Origin of the sequence: Burkholderia sp. MSh2, assembly GCF_000731655.1 — a bacterium.
In the GTDB taxonomy this organism is placed as follows: domain Bacteria; phylum Pseudomonadota; class Gammaproteobacteria; order Burkholderiales; family Burkholderiaceae; genus Burkholderia; species Burkholderia paludis.
This window is the reverse complement of sequence record NZ_JPGM01000038.1, coordinates 80,762-100,888: the sequence shown is the minus strand read 5'-3', so window position 1 is coordinate 100,888 and position 20,127 is coordinate 80,762. Positions and strand designations below refer to the sequence as shown.

At 67.5% G+C, this 20,127-nt stretch carries 17 protein-coding genes; 8 read left to right on the top strand and 9 right to left on the bottom strand.

Going from position 1 to position 20,127, the window contains the following annotated elements:
• From GQ57_RS24060 to GQ57_RS24045, 4 genes are all read left to right on the top strand, one after another.
• Positions 1–356: electron transfer flavoprotein subunit alpha/FixB family protein (locus GQ57_RS24060; protein WP_034199223.1), on the top strand; the 356-nt coding region annotated here is incomplete at its 5' end.
• A gap of 79 nt (positions 357–435) precedes the next feature.
• Entirely contained in the window at positions 436–1,293 is an 858-nt protein-coding gene (locus tag GQ57_RS24055) for an FAS1-like dehydratase domain-containing protein (RefSeq protein WP_034199222.1), read from the top strand.
• A 10-nt stretch (positions 1,294–1,303) separates the two neighbouring features.
• Positions 1,304–2,494: a CaiB/BaiF CoA transferase family protein gene (locus GQ57_RS24050; protein ID WP_034199221.1), complete on the top strand. Its 1,191-nt coding sequence runs from the start codon at positions 1,304–1,306 to the stop codon at positions 2,492–2,494.
• 3 nt (positions 2,495–2,497) lie between these two features.
• The gene (locus GQ57_RS24045) at positions 2,498–3,349 is read left to right on the top strand and encodes an HpcH/HpaI aldolase/citrate lyase family protein (RefSeq protein ID WP_031400743.1); all 852 of its coding nucleotides are present in this window, start codon (positions 2,498–2,500) and stop codon (positions 3,347–3,349) included.
• A 154-nt stretch (positions 3,350–3,503) separates the two neighbouring features.
• Here GQ57_RS24045 and GQ57_RS24040 read toward each other — a convergent pair whose 3' ends face one another.
• From GQ57_RS24040 to GQ57_RS24005, 8 genes are all read right to left on the bottom strand, one after another.
• Positions 3,504–4,928 (bottom strand): MmgE/PrpD family protein, encoded by a 1,425-nt coding sequence (locus tag GQ57_RS24040; RefSeq protein ID WP_031400742.1) that lies wholly within the window; start codon positions 4,926–4,928, stop codon positions 3,504–3,506.
• Between the two features lie 59 nt (positions 4,929–4,987).
• Positions 4,988–6,277, bottom strand: a complete 1,290-nt coding sequence (locus tag GQ57_RS24035; protein ID WP_031400741.1) for an MFS transporter — start codon at positions 6,275–6,277, stop codon at positions 4,988–4,990.
• 89 nt (positions 6,278–6,366) lie between these two features.
• Complete coding sequence (locus tag GQ57_RS24030) at positions 6,367–7,776, bottom strand: MmgE/PrpD family protein (RefSeq protein WP_034199220.1); 1,410 nt, start codon at positions 7,774–7,776, stop codon at positions 6,367–6,369.
• A gap of 36 nt (positions 7,777–7,812) precedes the next feature.
• Positions 7,813–8,883, bottom strand: a complete 1,071-nt coding sequence (locus GQ57_RS24025; protein WP_034199219.1) for a zinc-dependent alcohol dehydrogenase family protein — start codon at positions 8,881–8,883, stop codon at positions 7,813–7,815.
• 43 nt (positions 8,884–8,926) lie between these two features.
• Positions 8,927–10,402: an aldehyde dehydrogenase family protein gene (locus tag GQ57_RS24020; RefSeq protein WP_031400738.1), complete on the bottom strand. Its 1,476-nt coding sequence runs from the start codon at positions 10,400–10,402 to the stop codon at positions 8,927–8,929.
• Positions 10,403–10,437: 35 nt separating this feature from the next.
• Positions 10,438–11,928, bottom strand: a complete 1,491-nt coding sequence (locus tag GQ57_RS24015) for an aldehyde dehydrogenase family protein (protein WP_034199218.1) — start codon at positions 11,926–11,928, stop codon at positions 10,438–10,440.
• Between the two features lie 29 nt (positions 11,929–11,957).
• A complete protein-coding gene (locus tag GQ57_RS24010; protein WP_031400736.1) occupies positions 11,958–12,848 on the bottom strand; it encodes an SMP-30/gluconolactonase/LRE family protein in 891 nt (296 codons plus the stop codon).
• A gap of 61 nt (positions 12,849–12,909) precedes the next feature.
• On the bottom strand, positions 12,910–13,722 hold the full coding sequence (locus tag GQ57_RS24005) for an enoyl-CoA hydratase/isomerase family protein (RefSeq protein WP_034199217.1): 813 nt from the start codon (positions 13,720–13,722) through the stop codon (positions 12,910–12,912).
• 320 nt (positions 13,723–14,042) lie between these two features.
• Here GQ57_RS24005 and GQ57_RS24000 point away from each other — a divergent pair, with 320 nt between their 5' ends.
• From GQ57_RS24000 to GQ57_RS23985, 4 genes are all read left to right on the top strand, one after another.
• The gene (locus GQ57_RS24000) at positions 14,043–15,482 is read left to right on the top strand and encodes an MmgE/PrpD family protein (protein WP_034199216.1); all 1,440 of its coding nucleotides are present in this window, start codon (positions 14,043–14,045) and stop codon (positions 15,480–15,482) included.
• 52 nt (positions 15,483–15,534) lie between these two features.
• A complete protein-coding gene (locus GQ57_RS23995; RefSeq protein ID WP_081896754.1) occupies positions 15,535–16,353 on the top strand; it encodes an SDR family NAD(P)-dependent oxidoreductase in 819 nt (272 codons plus the stop codon).
• A gap of 761 nt (positions 16,354–17,114) precedes the next feature.
• A complete protein-coding gene (locus GQ57_RS23990) occupies positions 17,115–18,224 on the top strand; it encodes a porin (RefSeq protein ID WP_081896753.1) in 1,110 nt (369 codons plus the stop codon).
• Positions 18,225–18,458: 234 nt separating this feature from the next.
• Positions 18,459–19,370, top strand: a complete 912-nt coding sequence (locus GQ57_RS23985) for an alpha/beta fold hydrolase (protein WP_052001465.1) — start codon at positions 18,459–18,461, stop codon at positions 19,368–19,370.
• Positions 19,371–19,421: 51 nt separating this feature from the next.
• On the opposite strand, the gene GQ57_RS23980 is transcribed toward GQ57_RS23985, so the two are convergent.
• Entirely contained in the window at positions 19,422–20,045 is a 624-nt protein-coding gene (locus tag GQ57_RS23980) for a TetR/AcrR family transcriptional regulator (protein ID WP_031400730.1), read from the bottom strand.
• Positions 20,046–20,127: the final 82 nt, after the last annotated feature.

Sequence of the window (20,127 nt, the reverse complement as noted above, 5' to 3'; positions counted from 1 at the left end):
GCGCGAGCATCATCGTGTCGGGCGGCCGCGGCCTGGGCAGCGGCGAGAACTACACGAAGGTGCTGGAGCCGCTGGCCGACAAGCTGTCGGCAGCACTCGGCGCATCGCGCGCGGCGGTCGACGCCGGCTACGTGCCGAACGACTATCAAGTCGGCCAGACCGGCAAGATCGTCGCGCCGCAGCTGTACATCGCGGTCGGCATCTCGGGTGCGATCCAGCATCTGGCCGGCATGAAGGATTCGAAGGTGATCGTCGCGATCAACAAGGATCCGGAAGCGCCGATCTTCGGCGTGGCCGACTACGGCCTCGTCGGCGACCTGTTCGCGCTCGTGCCGGAACTGGTCGACGAACTCTGACGGGAACGGCTGCAAGGGCACGCTCGCGCGAGCGCTTGCAGCCTTCACGACGCTTCAATCATCGAGAGCGCGAAACGACATGAGTGTCGAGCAACCCGAATCATTCGATGCCTGGATCGGCCGCAGCGAGGAAAGCACGGACCGGATCACCCACGCACCGATCCGGCTCCTGCAGGCGACGCTGGACTACGCGGATGCGTCCGCGCTGCCGGATGCCCTGCCGCCGCTGTGGCACTGGCTGTACTTCCTGCCCGGCGAGCGCCAGTCGAACATCGGTGTCGACGGCCACCCGCGGCGCGGCGGCTTCCTGCCGCCGGTCGCGCTGCCGCGCCGCATGTGGGCCGGCGGGCGGCTGCAGTTCCTGCGCCCGCTGGCTGTCGATGCGCCGGTGCAACGCCGGTCCACGATCCTGAACGTGCAGAGCAAGTCCGGCCGCAGCGGCCAGCTCGCGTTCGTGACCGTGCTGCACGAAATCGGCGATGCGCGAGGCGTGGCGATCCGCGAGGAACAGGACATCGTGTATCGCGATGCACCGCCGCCCGCTTCGCCCGGCGCAGCGGCACCGGCTCCGCAACCGGCCCCTGTCGACGAACAGTATTCGCGCACCATCACGCCCGACCCGGTACTGCTGATGCGTTTCTCCGCGCTGACCTTCAACGGCCACCGGATCCACTACGATCGTCCGTATGCGATGCGGGAAGAAGGCTATCCGGGCCTGGTGGTGCACGGCCCGCTGATCGCGATGCTTCTGATGGAGGAACTGCGCCGCACGCACCCCCGCAAGACCATCCGCACCTTCGAATTCAAGGCGGTCAGCCCGCTGTTCGACACCGCGCCCTTCACGGCGAACGGCGCGCTCGACGGTCACACCGCCCGTGTCTGGGCACGCGGCCCGCAAGGACAGCTGGCCATGCAGGCCAGCGCCGAACTGGAATAACGATCCGACCATGCAAGCTCGAAAAGGCCCCCTGAGCGGGATGACCGTCGTCACGCTCGAACACGCGATCGCCGCCCCCTTCTGCACCCGCCAGCTCGCCGATCTCGGCGCGCGCGTCATCAAGGTGGAGCGCCCCGGCGTCGGCGATTTTGCACGCGCCTACGATCACCGTACGCGCGGACTCGCGTCGCACTTCGTCTGGACCAACCGCTCGAAGGAAAGCCTCACGCTGGACCTGAAACAACCGGCCGCGCAGCACGTGCTCGGCGAACTCATCGCGCAGGCCGACGTGCTGGTGCAGAACCTCGCACCGGGCGCGGCCGCGCGCATGGGGCTGTCGTTCGATGCGTTGCACGCGAAACATCCGCGGCTCATCGTGTGCGACATCTCCGGCTACGGCGGCGACGGCCCGTATCGCGACAAGAAAGCCTACGACCTGCTGATCCAGAGCGAGGCCGCGTTCCTGTCGATCACCGGCACGCCCGACGAGCCGAGCAAGGCCGGCAACTCGATCGCGGATATCGCGGCCGGCATGTACGCGTACACCGGCATTCTCAGTGCGCTCCTGCAGCGCGGCGTCACCGGCGAAGGCTCGCACGTGGAAATCTCGATGCTGGAAGCGCTGGCCGAGTGGATGGGCTTCCCGATGTACTACGCGTACGACGGCCAGCAGCAGCCCGGCCGCAACGGCGCGGCGCACGCGACGATCTACCCCTACGGCCCGTTCGCGGCGGGCGATGGCCGCGTGGTGATGCTGGGCCTGCAGAACGAGCGCGAGTGGAAGGCGTTCTGCGACACGGTGCTGCGCGACCCGGCGCTGGCAACCGACCCGCGCTTCGACGCCAACGTCCGGCGCTCGGAACATCGCACCGAACTGAAGGCCGTGATCGAAGCGGCTTTTGCCGGCCTCACCGCGCAGGAGGTGATTGCCCGGCTGGACGACGCGCAGATCGCGAACGCGGCCGTCAACCAGGTGAGCGATCTGTGGACGCACCCGCAACTGCATGCGCGCGAACGCTTCCGCACCGTCGATTCGCCCGCCGGCGAACTGCAGGCGCTGCTGCCGCCCGCCACGATCGACAGCTTCGACATTCGCATGGATGCGGTGCCCGCGCTCGGCGAGCACAGCACGGCGATTCTGCGCGAACTCGGACGCTCAGACGCCGATATCGAACAACTGCGCGCCGCCGGCGCGATCTGAACCATGTCCACGCCCTCCTCTCCCGCGCAGCACGCGCGCAGTTTCCTGTTCGTGCCGGCCACCCGGCCCGAACGTTTTGCAAAGGCGCTCGATTCGGCAGCCGACTGCATCGTCATCGATCTCGAGGATGCGGTCGGCTTCGACAGCAAGGACGCCGCACGCGATCGGCTTTCGCAGCACCTGCCGCTGCTGACGCCGGAACAGCGCGCGCGCACCGTCGTGCGCGTGAATGCCGTGGGTACGCCGTGGCACGACGCGGACCTCGCGATGCTGCGCGACTGGACAACGTACGGCGTCGTCGTGATGCTGCCGAAGTCCGAAAACGCGGGCGCGCTGCGCCACGTTGCGCAACAGCTCGGCGACGCAGCACGCATCGTCGCGCTGATCGAATCGCTGGCCGGGCTCGATGCGGCCGATGCGCTCGCGCGCGATCCGCAGGTCGTGCGACTCGCGTTCGGCCATCTGGATTTCCAGCTCGACCTCGGCATGCGTGCATCGGCCGAAGAACCGGAACTGGCCTTCGCGCGCAACGCGCTCGTAGCCGCATCGCGCCGCGCCCGGCTGCCCGCGCCGATCGACGGCGTGACCGTGCGTACCGACGACGCCGGGCGCCTCGCGGCCGATGCCCGGCGTGCCCGCGCATTCGGCTTCGGCGGCAAGCTGTGCATCCACCCGGCGCAGGTCGCCGGTGTAAACGACGCATTGGGCTATTCGGATGAAGAACAGGCGTGGGCGCGCCGCGTGATCGACGAAGCCGCGAAGCACGGGGGCGCGGTGTTCAACCTCGACGGCCGCATGGTCGATCTTCCGGTGATCCGCGCGGCCGAGGCGATCGTCGCGAGCGTGCGGAAATAGGCGGGAGCTTCGCGATTCACACGCGACGTTGACGGCCCGGTATTCGAGGGTCAACGCGGAAAAGGATGGGCGGCGTCCGGTATCCCGGCGCCGCCCATTGTCTTGTGTGGCGCCCGCCCGGGGATGCGCATGGCGCCCCGGACGGCTCTCACGGTCAGCCTTCGACGGCCCACATCGCAGTCAGCTCGGCGGCCTTCGTCGCCGGATTCAGCTCACGCAGCGCGGCCAGCAGCGCGCGCGCGCGTTCGGCCCCCAGCACGTCGGCGGTCAGGTCCATGAACTTCGCATCCTGCTCGTGCTCCGGCATCGGGTTCGTGTCGGTGCCGATCGGGTCGCCGACGAACACGTGCTCGGTGCGGCCGTCCTTGAACGTGACGGTCACATCGGCCACGAACTTGCCCGGATGCTGCTTCTCCAGCTCGGGTTCCTCGGTGATGCGGATACCGCGCGCGACGTCGATCACCGGCGCCATGTCGACCTTGCCGGCCAGGTAGTCGCGATGCACCGGGTAGCCGTTGCCCTTGCCGAGCAGCGTGAACGCGGCCTGGATCGGCAGGCTGAACTGCACGTGCTCGATGTTCTTCGGCGCATACGCGTTGACATTGGCCGTGCCGACGACGACGTTGAAGTGCGGCGTGATCTTCAGGTGGATGTCGGCGATGTCGTCGCGACGGGCCGCGAACGGCCGCAGCGCGTCGATGTACGCGTGCGTGCAGTAGCACGCGCAATACGCCTTCAGCCACACCGTGCCGATCTCGAACGGCCGGTCGATGACGAAGCGCTTGTCGGCGTGGTCCCCGGCCGTGCGTTGCAGGAAGGTGCGGAAGAAGCCCTTGTTGCCGCTCAGGAACGCACGCGGGCCGGTGATGCCGGCGCGGGCCATGTCGGCCGCGGCCATCCCGTTGCGCGTACCGATGCCCGCATGGATGCGCTTGATCGAGCCGCCGGTCGACGTGTACTCGGTGGTACCCGACACGTGGCTCAGCGCGATCGCCAGCGCGTGCAGCGTCGTCTCGGCGTCGAACCCGCGCAGCTTGGCGGCCACGGCCGCCGCGCCGAAGTTGGACAGCGTGCCGTGCGGGTGATAACCGCGCTGCAGCAGCTCGGGTGCGGCCAGCATGCCAATGCGCGCATAGACTTCGTAGCCGGCCACCATCGCGACGATGATTTCCTCGAGCGACGAACCCAGTTCCTCGCCGATCGCGAGCGCGGCCGGAATCACGCAGCTGCCGGGATGGCTGTAGCTGGGGCCGTGCGCGTCGTCGTACTCGAAGCCGTGCCCGTACGAGCCATTGACGAACGCGGCGTCGGCGGCGCTCATCGTCAGCGCCGACGCGCTCACGCGGCTGTTGCCCGGGCGCTGCCGGGCCGTCGCATACGCGAGCAGTTGCTCGGACCACGGCAGTTTCGAAATGCCGACCTGCAACGCGATCTGGTCGCGCATCAACCGGCTGATGCCGGCATGCGCGCGCGCGTCGAGATGCTCGTATTTCAGTTCCTGGATGAAGCGCACCACCGCTTGCTCGAGCGGCGGGCAGTTGTCCGGCGCAACGGGCCGGGTGTCACGGGTGTCGATCATGACAGTCTCCTTGATGATCGAGAGATGAATGGCCCGGCGTGCGCGCGGGCCACGTCGGTTCATGCGGGGCGACAGGTGCGGCGCTGCCGCCCCACCGAAAGCGCGATGCCGGCGGCAAGCAGGGCGACGACGGCCATCAGCAGCAGCGCCGCCGCGTAGCCGCCCGTGCGGTCCCTGGTCACGCCCAGCAGGTACGGTCCGGCGAAACCGCCCAGGTTGCCCACCGCGCCGATCCACGCGATGCTGGCTGCCGCGGCGGCCCCGGACAGCAGGTCGGTATTGATCGCCCAGAACGCGGGCAGCGCGCCGAACACGCCGAACGCCAGCACGCAGAAGCAGCCGAGCTTGAGCACCGGCGCGTCGATCAGGCCGGCGCCTACCAGCGCAGCGGCGGCGATCAGCGCGGGAATCGCGATGTTCCAGCGCCGCTCGCCGGTCCGGTCGGCGCGGCGCGCCCAGAACACCAGGCTGGCCGAGCCGATCACGTAGGGGATCGCCGTGACGAAGCCGGTCTGCACGTTGGTCAGGCCGAAGGATTTGACGATCTGCGGCAGGAAAAAGCCGATGCCGTAGATCGTCAGGAAGAAGCCGAACGCCATCGCGGCCAGCATCCACACGCGCCGGTCGCTGAACACGCGCGCCACCGGGATGTCGTGTTCGTCGCGGCGCCGGTTGTCCTCGCTCGTCATGCGCGCGGCGAGCCACGCGCGCTCGTCCGCCTGCAGCCAGTGCGCGTCGCGCGGCGAACCCTTCAGGTAGCGCAGCGTGACGAAGCCCAGGATCACGGCGGGCGCCGCCTCGATCAGGAACATCCACTGCCAGCCTTGCAGCCCGCCCAGGCCGTCGAGCCCGCGCAGCCCCAGCAGCAGGCCCGAGATCGGCGAGCCGATCACCGACGACAGCGGCGCGGCCACCAGCAGGTAGCCCATCACGCGCGCACGGTACGCCGACGGGAACCACAGCGTGATGCAATAGGCCACGCCGGGGAAGAACCCGGCTTCGGCAAGGCCCAGCAGCAGCCGCACGGCATAGAAGCTCCACGGGCCGGTCACGAAGGCCGTGGCGCCCGAGATCAGCCCCCAGGTAATCAGGATGCGGGCGATCCAGATGCGCGTGCCCACCCGCACCAGCAGCAGGTTGGACGGCACCTCGAACAGGAAATAGAGCAGGAAGAACAGCCCCGAGCCCAGACCGTACTGCGCGGGCGTGAGGCCGATCGCATCGTTCATCTGCAGGCTGGCGAAGCCGACGTTGACGCGATCCAGGAACGAGATGAAATAACACAGCATGAAAAACGGGACGAGGCGCCGAAACACCTTGGCCATCGTGACCTGCTCGAGCGATTGCATGCGGTCTCCTCACATGTTTTTATGGTGCCGGGCGATCGCCGCGATTCGCCCGGCACGAACGTCCTGCTCCGGTTCCGTCCGGGTATCGATCAGTGCCCGGACGGAACGAGCGGATCGAGCAGCGCGGCGGCCACGTCGTCCACTTCGTCGAGGTGCAGGATGTCGCCGATCATCCTGTCGACGGTCTGCTGCGGCAGCTCAATCGCGGCATACGGCACGCAGAGCCTGAACTTGGCGACGAAGTCTTCTTCCGTGAACGGGTTGCGCGGGTGGCCCTTCACGTACACGCATTCCTGCTTCAGCACGCGCCCGTCGCGCAGCGTGACGGCGAGGCGCGCCCCCCAGTCGGATACTTCCGGGTTTTCCTCGGCGGTGATGCGCGTCATCAGCTCGCGCACCTCGGGCCGGCTGCGCGCGTCCTCGTTGTACGACTCGAGGAACACCTTGTCGTCGAACGCGGCAATGGCCACCACGTAAGGCAGGCTGAACTGGCACTCGGGCACCGTGACCGGATGCCACTTCTTCTCCCGTGGCTCGCACACGGCGCGCCAGCTCGGCGTGGACGTCTCGATGTGGATGCCGGCGATGTCGGCCGCGCCGAACCGGTGCGCCTTCATCAGTTCGCGGATGGCGTCGATCGACGAATGCGAGAAATAGCAGGCGCTGTAGCCCTTGGTGATGATGTTCTCCATCTCCCAGTGCTCGCCGAGCGCGTGCAGGATGAAGTCGGGATCGGTCTCCCAGCGCGCCGTGCTCAAATAGCCCTTGGGCCCGGTCAGCACCTCGTCGCGCGGGCCCGTGATGCCGCGCTGGGCCAGTTGGCAGCACGTGATCGCGGCCTGGCTCACCAGCCCGTGATGCATCCGCACCATCAGCGTGGCCGGCGAATAGATGCCCATCGTGTTGGGCTGCGTCATGGTCCGCGCGATGCCCTGCGCGTTTTCCAGCTGGTCCTGGGTCAGCCCGAGCAGCTTGCCCACGGCGGCCACCGCGCCGAAGATGTAGTGGCCGCCGCATTCGTGATGCTTGATCGCCCGGTTGATCACCTTGTAGGCCGTGCCGAGCCGCACCAGGATTTCCTGCCCGACCGCCATCGCCGCGAGGAATTCCTTGCCCGACACCTTGCCGCGCAGGCCGGTGGCGGCCAGCAGCGTCGGCACCACGTATTCGGTCACGTGGCCGGCTTCTTCGTGCAGGTCGCCGCAATCCATCGCGCGCGGCATCGGGCCGAGCGCGAGCGCCGCCTCGTGGGCCGGCACGCGGCCGCCGTAGAACGGCAGCGGCGTCTGCGGGTTGCCGCCCCGCTCCTTCACGAGCGCGACGATCTCGGGGATGCCCTCCATGGCCGAACCGCCGATGGTGACGCCCATCGCGTCGAGCAGCGTCTGCTTCGCATGGCGCGTGACGCCGGCCGGCAGGTCGGCATACCGCGTCTGCAGCGCCATCCGGCACAGCGTGGCCATCGGGTCTTCGATCCCTTGCCGTTCAAACTTCGCCATTGTTCCGTCTCCTTGTCGCGGGATGCCGTGGCGTGCTCAGAACAGGAACACGCCCTTGCCGCCCGCCTGCGCGTCGAACTGCCGGTAAGCCTCGTCGGCCTGCTCCAGTTTCCAGCGGTCGGTGAACAGCTTGTCGACGTCCACGCCGTGATTCGCGATGAAATGGATGCAGTCCTTCATCCCGACTTCCGAGAACGTGTAGGAGCCGATGATGGTGCGCTGCTTGCCGATCACGTCCTTCATGCCGTCGACGTTGAGGTTGCCCCCCACGGCCACCAGCGCGATGCGGCCCCACGGGCGCGTGCTGCGCACGGCCTGCTGCTTCGGCACGTCGCCGCCCGCGCAGTCGATCGCGCAGGTCACGCCGAGGCCGCCGGTGAGCTTGTGGATTTCCTCGATCGGATCCTGCTGGCTGCCGTCGATCACGTGGGTCGCGCCGAACTCCTTCGCGCACGCGACGCGGTCGGCCGCGATGTCGATGCCGATCACCTCCACCCCCATCGCCGCGGCGAGCTGCACGGCCGACAACCCGACCGGGCCGAGGCCGAACACCGCGAGCGTGTCGCGTGCGCTGATGTCGAGACGCAGCAGCGCACCCCAGGCCGTTCCGGTGCCGCAGGAAATCGCGGCGCCGGTGGCATACGACACTTCGTCGGGCAGGTGGACCAGCGACGTCACCGGCACCTTCATGTAGTGCGCGTGGCCGCCGTGCTTGATGACGCCGTGGATATCCGCGCCGTGGCTGCACATCTGCGTCCAGCCGGTGCGGCAGTGGTCGCAGTGCATGCAGCCCTCGTAGTGGAACACCGCGACGCGGTCGCCGACCTTGAACGCGCGCGGATCGACGCCCGCGCCGACGGCGACCACCTGCCCGCACGGCTCGTGACCGCCGATGATCGGCGTGTCCTCCGACATGCCGCGCGACGCGAGATCCTTGAAACCCAGCGAGCGGATCACGTCGGCCGGCTTGTTGCGATAGAAATGCAGGTCGCTGCCGCACATGCCCGACGCCTTCATCTCGATCACGGCATCGCCCGGGCCGGGCGTCGGGTCGTCGAACTCCAGGATTTCCAGCGTGCGCTCGCCTTTGAAAACTACGCCTTTCATGTCTTGTGTCTCCTGTGCGGTCGGGCAACGGCGTCGTGCCGGCTCAGACCAGGTTGATATAGGTGGCCTTCGGGTACAGGAAGCTCTCGACGTGCTCCTTCCCGCCCTTCCATCCGTAACCGCTCATCTTCGTGCCGCCGAAACCCACGGCCGGGTCGATCACGCCGTAGCAGTTGACCCAGACGGTGCCCGAGCGAATGCCCTGCGACACCTGGTGCGCGGTCGACAGGCTGCTCGTCCACACGCCGCCGGCGAGGCCGTACGGCGTGTCGTTCGCGAGCCGCAGCGCGTCGTCCATCGTGTCGAACGGGATCACCGACGCGACGGGCCCGAAGATTTCCTCGCGGGCGATCGTCATGTCGTTGCGGACATCGGCGAACACGGTCGGCTCGACGAAGAAGCCGCCGGCCGGCGCGCCGTCGGGGCGCCGGCCGCCGTGCACGAGCCGCGCCTCCGTGCCGCCGATGTCCACGTAATGCATCACGCGATCGAGCTGGCGCCGCGAGATCAGCGGGCCGATCTGCGTATCGGGATCGCGGCCGTCGCCGATCCTGATCGAGCCGGCGAACGCGGCCAGGCGCTGCACGAATTCGTCGTGGATCGCGCGCTGCACGAAGATCCGCGTGCCGGCCACGCAGACCTGGCCGGTGTTGGTGAACACGCCCATTGCCGCACCGGGCACGGCCTTGTCGAGATCAGCATCGGCGAACACGATGTCGGGCGACTTGCCGCCGAGTTCGAGCTGCAGCCGCTTCAGGTTGCCGGCCGACGCGCGCACGATGGCCTGCGCAGTGCCGACCGAGCCGGTGAAGGCCACGCGATCGACGTCCGGATGTTCGGCCAGCGCCTGGCCGACGTCCTTGCCGTAGCCGGTCACGACGTTGATCACGCCGTCGGGCACGCCGGCTTCCATCATCAGCCCGGACACGCGCAGCGACGACAGCGACGCATCCTCGGCCGGCTTCAGCACGGCCGTGCAACCCGTGGCGAGCGCAGGGCCGTAGATCCACCACAGCCCCATCAGCGGGCCGTTCCACGGAATGATGCCGCCGACCACGCCCACCGGCATCAACTGCTTGAGCGCGGTGAAGCCGGGTGCGATCGACATCGGCGGCGTTTCCACCGCGCCGGCGCCGGTTTGCGATGCGTAGAACTGCAGCAGTTGCGACAGCCATTCCTTGTAGCCGCGCGTGCGGGCGAGCGGCGCGCCCATGTCGAGCGTCTCGATCAGCGCGAGCTCGTCGAAGTGATCGAGGATCACGTCGTGCACGCGCAGCAGCAGCTTGCGCCGCTCATGCGGCGTGAAGCGGCTCCACGGCCCTTCGAACGCGCGGCGCGCGGCCGCGACCGCGCGGCCAACGTCCTGCGCGTTGCCCTGCGCGATATGGCACAGCACCTCGCCGGTGGCGGGATTGACGGCCTCGATGCGTTCGCCGCCGGCGGGTTCGACCCATTGCCCGCCGATCAGCAGTTTCTTGGTGCCGCGCACGAAATCCGGAATGCTCGGGTTGATGCTCAAGGGTGTCTCCTTCTGAATTGGTCCGGATGCCGAAATTACATGCGGAGCATGATCGACTTGGTCTGCGTGTAGGCCTCGATCGACTCCTGGCCGAATTCGCGCCCCCACCCGGATTGCTTGTACCCGCCGAATGCCATGGCCGGATCGGATTCGCCGAAGGTGTTGATCCACAGCCGCCCGGCCTTGAGCGCACGCACGACCTTGTGCGCGCGCGCCACGTCGCGCGTCCACACCGCGGCGGAAAGGCCGTAGGTCGTGTCGTTGGCCTGCAGCACCGCATCGTCCTCGTCCTTGAACGGGATGATCGACAGCACCGGCCCGAAGATCTCTTCCTGCGCGATCCGCATGCCGTTGCGCACGTTGTCGAACACCGTCGGCTCGACGAAGTAGCCGGCGCCGCTCCACGGCTGGCCGCCGAGCCGCAACGTCGCGCCGCCCTCGCGGCCCACGCCGATGTACGACCGGACGCGCTCGCGCTGCGTCGCCGAAATCAGCGGGCCGATCTTCGTGTCGGCCGCGAACGGGTCGCCCGCTTTCCATGCGGCCGCCACCTGCGCCACGCGCTCCGCCACCTGCTCGTGGACGCTCTCCTGCACGAACAGCCGCGTGCCGGCCGAGCACACCTGGCCCGAGTTGCCGCAGAAGGTCTTCACCGCGGCCTGCACCGCCTTCTCGATGTCGGCGTCGGCGAACACCACGTTGGGCGCCTTGCCGCCGAGTTCCAGCGTGACCTTCTTCAGGTTCCCCGTGGCGTCGCGCGTGATCTGCTTGCCGACCGCCGTCGAGCCCGTGAACGCGATCTTGTCCACACCGGGGTGCTGCGCCAGCGCCGCGCCCGCCGTCGCGCCGTAACCCGGCAGCACGTTGATGACGCCCGGCGGCAGGTCGGTTTCCTGGATCAGCTCCGCGAGGCGAATCGACGTGAGGCAGGCCAGCTCGGCGGGCTTGAGGATCACCGTGTTGCCGCAGCACAGCGCGTTGGCGAACTTGATCGCGGCCATCAGGATCGGCACGTTCCACGGGATGATCTGGCCGCATACGCCGAGCGGTTCGCGCAGCGTATAGATCAGCGTGCTGCCGTCCGACGGGATCGTGGTGCCGAGCACCTTGGAACACCAGCCCGCGTAGTAGCGCACGATGTCCACCGTGGCGGTCACGGCGCCCTGCGCGAACCATAGCGGCATGCCGTTGTCGAGCGATTCGATCGCGGCCAGCTCGTCGATATGGGCCTCGATCTTGTCGGCGATTTTCAGCAGCGCCCGCGTGCGCGCATGCGGCGACAGCGCCGACCAGGACGGCGCTTCGAACGCCTTGCGCGCGGCAATCACCGCGGCGTCCACATCGGCGCTGTCGGCCTCGGCGACCCGGCAAAGCAGTTGTTCGGTCGCGGGATTGATCGTCTCGAAGGTCTTGCCCGACGCGGCATCGACCCATTGCCCGCCGATCAGCAGGCGCTTCGCGCCCTGCCCGATCCACGCGAGCGCTTTCGTACGCGCGGCTTGCGCGGTGTCAGTGATGGTCGTCATGAATTCTCCAGTTGGTGTGGCCTGATGCCTCAGGCGAGCGGAACGTCGACGCGTGTCGACAGCACCGCGCTCAACGGATTGGCGCGGCGCACCTCCGGATTGAAATCGGCGGGCGTCACGCACATGAACAGCGTGCGGCCGTCTTCGCCGCCCAGCGCGCAGGCATAGCAGTTGCGCTCGCCGGTCTGGATCTCCTCGAGAATCCTCCCGCCGGGCGCCACGCGCAGCACGCGCGTCTTCGTGAAATCCGCAACCCAGATCGCGCCCTCGGCATCGACCTGCGAGATGCCGTCCGGCGCCACGACGATCTCGGCCATCGAGCGGATCACGTCCTCGTCCTGCGGCACCGGGCCGAAGGTCGCCCAGTCGCGGCGCGCGGAGAGCGAGCCGTCGGGCCGGATGTCGAACGCCGACATGCGGTTGCCCCAGGATTCGGACACCACCAGCGTGCGTCCGTCGACGATCGTCGCGCCGTTCGCGAAGTGCAGCGGCTCACTCACCATCGTGACCGTGCCGTCCGGATCGACGCGCGCGAGCCGGCCCGGGCGGCGCGGCGCAAGCTTCATCACGTCGAAGCCGAGGTTGCCGACCCACGTGCGGCCTTGCGTGTCCACCACCATGTCGTTGGGTTCGAATTCCAGATGCGGCGCCAGGTCGGCATGACGCACGACCGAGCCGTCGTGCTCGCGCCGCAACAGCGCGCGGTCGTGCATCGACACGACGATCAGGCGCCCGTCGGGCAGCCAGCCGATGCCGGACGGGCATTCGGGCACGTGCATTTCCTCGCAGAGGTTGCTGCCGTCCTCGCGGATCGAGTACACGCATTCGGTATAGAGATCGCTGAACCAGAAGCGGCCGTCGTGCCAGCGCGCGGCTTCGGTATGCGTCATGCCGTCGAGAAGCAGGGTGAGCTGTCTCATTTGACCTGTCGTTAGTTAGATTGAAGGATGCAGCGTGATCGCGGTCCGTGCGTTCGACCGGTCACGACTGCGGCAGCCGGGCCGACGGAAACTCGGGCTGGCGCTTGCCGCGCAATGCGGCGACGCCCTCCTTGACGTCCGCCCCGAGGAAACACAGCATCTCCAGCGCGAGCGAGTTGTCGAATACCGGCCCCGCCACGCGCATCCAGTTGTTGAGCGATTTCTTGGTCGCGCGAATCGCGGTCTGGCTGCCGCGCGCGAGGTTGGCCGCGATGGCCAGCGAGCGCGACAGCACCTCGGCGCGCGGCGCGCAAAAGCTGACCAGGCCGATCCGCTCGGCTTCCTTGCCGTCGACGAAATCCGCGGTCATCAGGTAATACTTGGCCTTGGCCATCCCGCACAGCAGCGGCCACACGATGGCCGCGTGATCGCCGGCCGACACGCCGAGGCGCGCATGTCCGTCGGTCAGTTTCGCGTCCTCGGCCATCACGCTCACGTCCGCCAGCAGCGCGACGGCGAGGCCGGCCCCGACGGCCGTGCCGTTGATCGCGGAAACGATCGGCTTGTCGCACGCGAGCATGTTGTAGACGATGTCGGACGCCTCCTTCATCACGCGCATCGTGGCCTCCTGGCTCGCCGCCATTTCCTCGACCACGGAAAGATCGCCGCCGGCCGAGAACGCGCGATCGCCGGCGCCGGTCACGACGACCACCTTCACGCCCGGATCGTCGCCGACGACGCCCCAGATCTTGGTCAATTCCCAGTGCATCCGGTCGTTCGTCGCGTTCATGACCTCCGGACGATTGAGCGTGACGAGCAGGACGCCGTCCGGCTGGCGATCGAACAGGAGGAACTGGAAATCTTCGTATTTCATGCTGGACCCTGGGATTGTCTGGAACGGCGGTCGACGTGTGTCGACACCCGCCGATGAAGTGACCTGCGTCGGTTCGCGGCACCGGGGAAAGCGCGAGGGATCGTCGAGATACCCTGCAATCTAACTAACAGTTGTTATTCTATTTTGCTTGCGGGGATTTCCCATCAGGGAATCCCCGCATGCTGCCGGTCGAGCGCGCGCCTTCCGGTGCGCGTTTTTCGACGCGCGGAACGTTTTCAACGCAAGCATTGCGCGCGGCGGATTCAGCGCCAACCCTGACGGCATTCGCGGACACGGAATCAGAACGAGGAGCGAGACACGTGAGTCACCCCACCCTCATCCAGCAACTGGCCGATTTCTCGGCCGGCGTCGATATCGCCCGATTACCCGACATCGTCGTGCAGGAGTGCAAGCGCGACATTCTCGATTCGCTGGGTGTCGCGCTGGCTGGCATCGATCATCCGAGGGGGCGTATCGGCATCGAAACGGGCCGTCGCATCGGCGGCAGCGCGGGAGACGCGACCATCATCGGCACCGGCGAGCGCTCGACCGTGTACGGCGCCGCGTTCGCCAACAGCGAATTGCTGAACGCGCTGGATGCGGACTCGGTGCTGTTGCCGGGCCACGTGAGCCCGTACGTGCTGCCCGGCGCATTCGCGACGGCCGAGACGCACCGGCGCTCCGGCCGCGACCTGATCGCCGCCGTGGCGGTGTCGCACGAGATGTCCTGCCGCTTCGGCGCCGCGATGAGCGGCTACCGGGACACCCGGGACGGCAAGCCGGCCAATCCCGCATCGGTCGTGGGCTACAGCAGCACCGTGTTCGGCGCGACCGCGTCCGCGGGCAAGCTCAAGCGCCTGTCGGCGACCCAACTGGCCAACGCGCTGGGGCTGGCCGCCGCATCGGCGCCGGTGAATGCGCAGCGCGCGTGGTTCACGCACGCGCCCACCGCCACCATCAAGTACCAGTTGGCAGGCGGCCTGACCAACATCGCGCTCACGGCCGCCGACCTGGGCGAACTCGGCCATCGCGGCGACGTGCGCATCCTCGACGACACGGTCAACGGCTACGCGAGCTTCATCGGCACCGACCGCTGGATGCCCGAGGTCATCACGCGGGATCTGGGCGACGAGTGGCGCTTCCCCGGCTTCCAGATGTTCAAGCCTTATCCGCACTGCCGCGTGATGCACGCGCCGCTCGACCTGCTGATCGACATCGTGACCCAACACGATCTGAAGCCCGACGAGATCGACGGCATCACGTCGTTCGGCGAAGGCTGGGCCTATGTGCTGCCCTGCTTCACCAGCCGCGAAATCCTGGAAGTGCACGACGCGCAGTTCTGCTTCTCGCACGGGCTGGCCGTCGCGGCCCACCGCATTCCGCCCGGCCCGCGGTGGCAGGACCCGGCCGTCGTGTTCGACCCGTCCGTGATGGCGCTGATGAAGCGCGTGTCGCTTGAAACCCATCCGGACTATTTCCAGTCGATCTCGGCGGACATCTCCAGCCGCCCGTCGCGCGTGGAAGTGCGGGCGCGCGGTCAGGTCTACTCCGGCGAGAAGATGTTCCCGAAAGGCACGCCGTCGGCGGATCCCGCGACCCGCATGACCACCGACGAACTGGTGAACAAGTTCCGCACGTTCGTCGACGGCCTGCTGCCGCCATCGACCATCGAGCAGGTCGTCGACAGCGTACTGAACCTCGAAAAGGTGGAGGACTTCGGCACCGTCATCCGCCGCTTCGTGCGGGCATCCGGCAACTGAGCGCCGGCATACGAACAATCAATCGATCACACGAGATCAGGAGGAGCAACGAATGAACACTGAATCCCACCACGCGGCACCGCACGACTGGATGATCCATTCACGCATCAAGGGGCTGGTCGCGCTGGTGGTCGGCGCGGGCAGCGGCATGGGCGAGGCCAGTGCGAAAACCTTCGCGGCGAACGGCGGCGCGGTCGCCGTTGCCGACCTGCATGCGGGCAACGCCGAACGCGTGGCCGGCGAGATCGCGCGACGCGACGGCCAGGCGCTCGCGCTCGGCCTCGACGTATCGAAACAGTCGGACATCGACGCGGCCATCGCCGGCACGGTCGAGCGCTTCGGCCGGCTCGACGTCGTCATCAACACGGCCGCGCTGGTGCGCTCCGGGATGCTCGAGGACGTGCCGATCGACGAATGGCGCAGCGGGTTCCAGGTGAACGTGGACGGCGCACTGATGCTCGCGCGCAGCGCGCTCCCGCACCTGAAGAAGAGCCCGCATGCGGCAATCGTGAACACGGCTTCGCTGGCGGGCGTGCACGGCTATTCGCAGGGCGGCGCCTATGGCCCGAGCAAGGCGGCGCTCATCACGCTCAGCCGGCAGATGGCGCACGAGTGGGCGCACTACGGCGTGCGCGTGAATGTCGTGCTGCCGGGCGTGATCGACACGCCGATGGCGCGCGGCTCGGTGCCGCAGGATCTGCTCGACCGGCTTGCGGCAATGCTGCCGATGAGCCGGGTCGGCCGGCCGGAGGAAGTCGCCGACCTGATCGTGTATCTCGCGTCGCCCGCGGCCGGCTACATCACGGCCCAGGCAATCGCATGCGACGGCGGCATGTCGCACATGATGTTCGCGAAACCGATGGGCAAGTAAGCGCGCGGCGCGAAGTACCCACGCCGTTGGCGGCGAAGTCCCGCCCGAGCCTTCGCCGCCGGCGCCCGCACTGTCAGCACCTCCCGCATCGCCCGGCGCGACCGCCCGGGCTGCGGGCAGCCGGCCCGATCCCCCGCAAGCGGGCCCCGGATCGCGGCTGACGTCCCCCTTCCCCTCCGTCTCTCCCGCGACACGCTGCCCGGGCCGCGCCAATCCGCACGCCCATCCGGCTTTCGATGACACCGCGCACGGTATCGATCGGGCCTCGCAGCTCGCGATGAAATACCGGCCAACGGACGAACACGCCGATTTCCGGTTCGGGCTGCGCTTGCAGCCCCGACGAGCCTGAAAAAGTTCGTTCCGTCGGATAAAACGCCATGCGACAGGGGCGTCTGCTTCGTATCACGTGAACATTGCCACCAACGCCAGGATGGAATCGCTTCCACACACATCATTACGTAGAACGGATCATGTTTCCGATCGCCACGATCGTTTGAATGCGTTGAAGTACGGAACGCCGAAATTCAGCCAACGGATCATTGCCTAAAAGCACGAATTCGCCTCGGGTTATACCCAATGGAGCTTCGATGTCTCGCGCTTCAATCTACCGAACGTTAGATTGTCTTGGCATCTGGAAACGACTATCCGCACCCGGATATCGAGTACCGACCGGCACGTCCATCCGGTCCTGAATCCGCCGCGCCGCAGCAGCAGTCCGACACACGCCGTTCCTTCACTTCTCATTGAATTCGGATAACGAAATGAATGTCAGCCGGTCATCAGGGTTGCACGCGAAGAAGACGATACTCGCGCTCGGCATGGCGCTCCTGCCCGCCTGGGCGTGGGCACAAAGCAGCGTCACGCTTTACGGCACGCTCGATACGGGCCTGCTGTTCACCAACAAGACGCTCAATTCGGCGACCGGTGCGAGCGGCGGCAAGCAGGTCAGTCTCATCAACGGCGGCCTGGAACCTTCCAATTTCGGCCTGTTCGGGCAGGAGGATCTGGGCGGCGGGCTGAAAGCGACCTTCAGGCTGGAAAGCGGCGTGAGTGTCGTCAACGGCGGCTTCGACAACAGCAACGGCAATTTCTTCGGCCGTCAGGCATGGCTGGCCCTCGACGGCCACTTCGGCCAGCTGAAGGCCGGCGTGCAGTACTCGCCGTTCGTGCTGGCGATCTACGAGGCCGACCCGCGCAACGCCGGCCAGTTCGGCACGGCGTTTTCCGTCTACGGCGCCAACACGTTCGTCGGCAGTTTCAATCCGAATGCGATCACCTATACGAGCCCGAAGTTCGCCGGGTTTTCCGCCAGTGCGATGTATGCGTTCGGCGGCGTGCCGGGCGACTATCGCGCGGCGCAGCAGTATTCGGTCAGCGCGCGCTACGAGTTTCACGGGCTGGTCGTGAACGCCGCGATGTACGACTCGAGTTCGGCCAGGAATTCCGCGGGGCTGACCATCTTCCAGCAGCCGTTCCTCGGCCGGATGATCGGGCTCGGCTACCACTTCGGCTCGTTCGCCGTGAAGGGCTCGTTCACCAGCTTCAAGCTGCCGACGACGGTCGCCGGCGGCGTGACGAACGGCGGCACCAACAACGTGTGGAATCTCGGCTTCGATTACTATCCGCTGCCGCAGCTCGATATCAACTCGGGCGTGTGGTACATCCGCGATCCGCAGGACTCGAACAATCACACGCTGCTCGGTGCGCTGACCACGCGTTACTTCCTGTCGAAGGCGACCTCGCTGTATGTGGAACTCGGCGCCGCGAACAATCATGGCCGGGAAAAATTCGGCCTGTCGATCGACAACGCGCTGTACGGCGCGCCGGGCACGACGATCGGCGCGATCGTCGGGATCAACAAGCGGTTCTAGTCGTGCGCCATGGAGCGCGACGCGACGTGCGCCGCCCCGTTCGGCCGGAGTACGGAACATTCCGGCCGCGTCGATTGACTCGCTTGCAAACCGCCGCGAACGTATGCGGGGGCGTGTCGAATTCCGTTCGACCGCATGACATTTCGGCAATTCAGCGCCGCACCCCGGCTGCAAAAAGGTCACGAATGGCGGGCGCTCCGGCCTGGGCGCGTGCAACGCAAATGCAATCGGATCATGAACAATGCGATGACGACGGGAACGCGCGCGGCCGGCCCGGCCGGTACGATGCACACATGGCAAGGCGCCGACGGAATCCGGCTCGCCGGCCGCTCGTGGGGCGACCCCGACGGCACGCCGGTCGTCCTGCTGCATGGCAGCGGGCAAACGCGCCATGCGTGGAGCGGCATGGGCCGCTCGCTCGGCGCGGCGGGTTTTCACGCCGTTGCCTTCGATGCACGCGGCCATGGCGATTCCGACTGGTCGCGCACCGGCAACTACAGCCAGGGGGCGATGATCCGCGATCTCGAGCGCGTCGTCGCGATGTTCGAAGGCCGGCGGCCGGTACTCGTTGGCGCGGGGCTCGGCGGCGGGACAAGCCTGCTCGCCGTCGGCGAAGGCTATCTCGACGCCGAAGCGCTCGTGCTCGTCAACATCGCACCGTACATCGAACCGGCGGGCGTCTTGCGCCTGCAGTCGTTCATGCGGCAGCAGCCCGACGGCTTCGGCTCGCCCGACGAAGCGGCCGACGCGATCCGCAACTATCGCTCGCACCCGGCGCACACGCTCACGCAGGAAAGCCTGATCCCGATCCTGCGCCGCGAGGACGGGAAATATCGCTGGCATTGGGACCCGCACTTTCTCGCCTGGCCGCGCGACCTGGCGCGCCGTCACGTGCGCTTTGCAGCCAGCGCGCGCCGCCTGAAGCTGCCGACGCTGCTCCTGCGCGGGGAAGATTCGGAAATCGTCAGCAAGGCCGGTGCGCGCGAATTCCTCGAACTGTGCCCGCACGCGGAATATGCGGACGTGCGGGATGCCGGCCACACCGTCGCGGGAGAGCACAACGATCCGTTCGCCCATGCCGTGCTCGGCTTTCTCGAACGCCGGATCCGGCGCGGCCCGGCGCTGCGGGATCGCGCGGTCGCGTGACCCGGCCGCGTGCGCGTTGAAGCGCACGGCCGGCCGGTCGGCCGTGCGGCGTCAGGAGGACGCGGCCAGTTCCGCCTTGCGGCTGCCGCGCCTGGCCTTCGCCGCGGGCTTTGCGCCTGCCGCGGGCTTCACGCCTTCGAAGAACATCGTGGCGAGCTGGTCGGCGACCTTGTCCAGCGACCCCTTCTTCGGATCGAACCAGGTCTGGACGGAGTTGATGCAGCCGAGGACGAACACACGGCACAGCGCGATGTCGACGTCCTCGCGCAGCCACCCTTCGGTGCGCAGGTCGTCGAACACGGCGGTCCACAGCTGTTGATGGCGCTCGCGCCGCTTGACCTGACGCTCCCGCACCTTGTCGGGAAGCTGGGTCAGCAGCCGGCCGTGCGCGAGCGCGTAGTCGCCGAACTTGATCAACGCGCTCATCTGCCCGACCAGCGCCGCCTTGAAGCGCGCCTCGGCCGTCGCATCGGGCGGCAGCGCGTCGAAGTGTTCCTTGATGTGCTGCACGATGCTGTCCGCGCCGTGCTCCATCACGACGTCGACCAGCTCTTCCTTCGACGAGAAGTGATAGTAGATGCTGGCCGCCTCGATCCCCGCCTGGTCGGCGATGGCCCGCATCGTCGTCGCGGCGTAGCCCTGCGTCGCGAATGAGCGCGCGGCAAGCTGCAGCAAGGTTTCCCGGGTATCCGCGCTGGGATTTACATTTCGCTTTCGCACGTTCGTGTATCAGCCGTCCGCTGTTGTCAAGATGAAG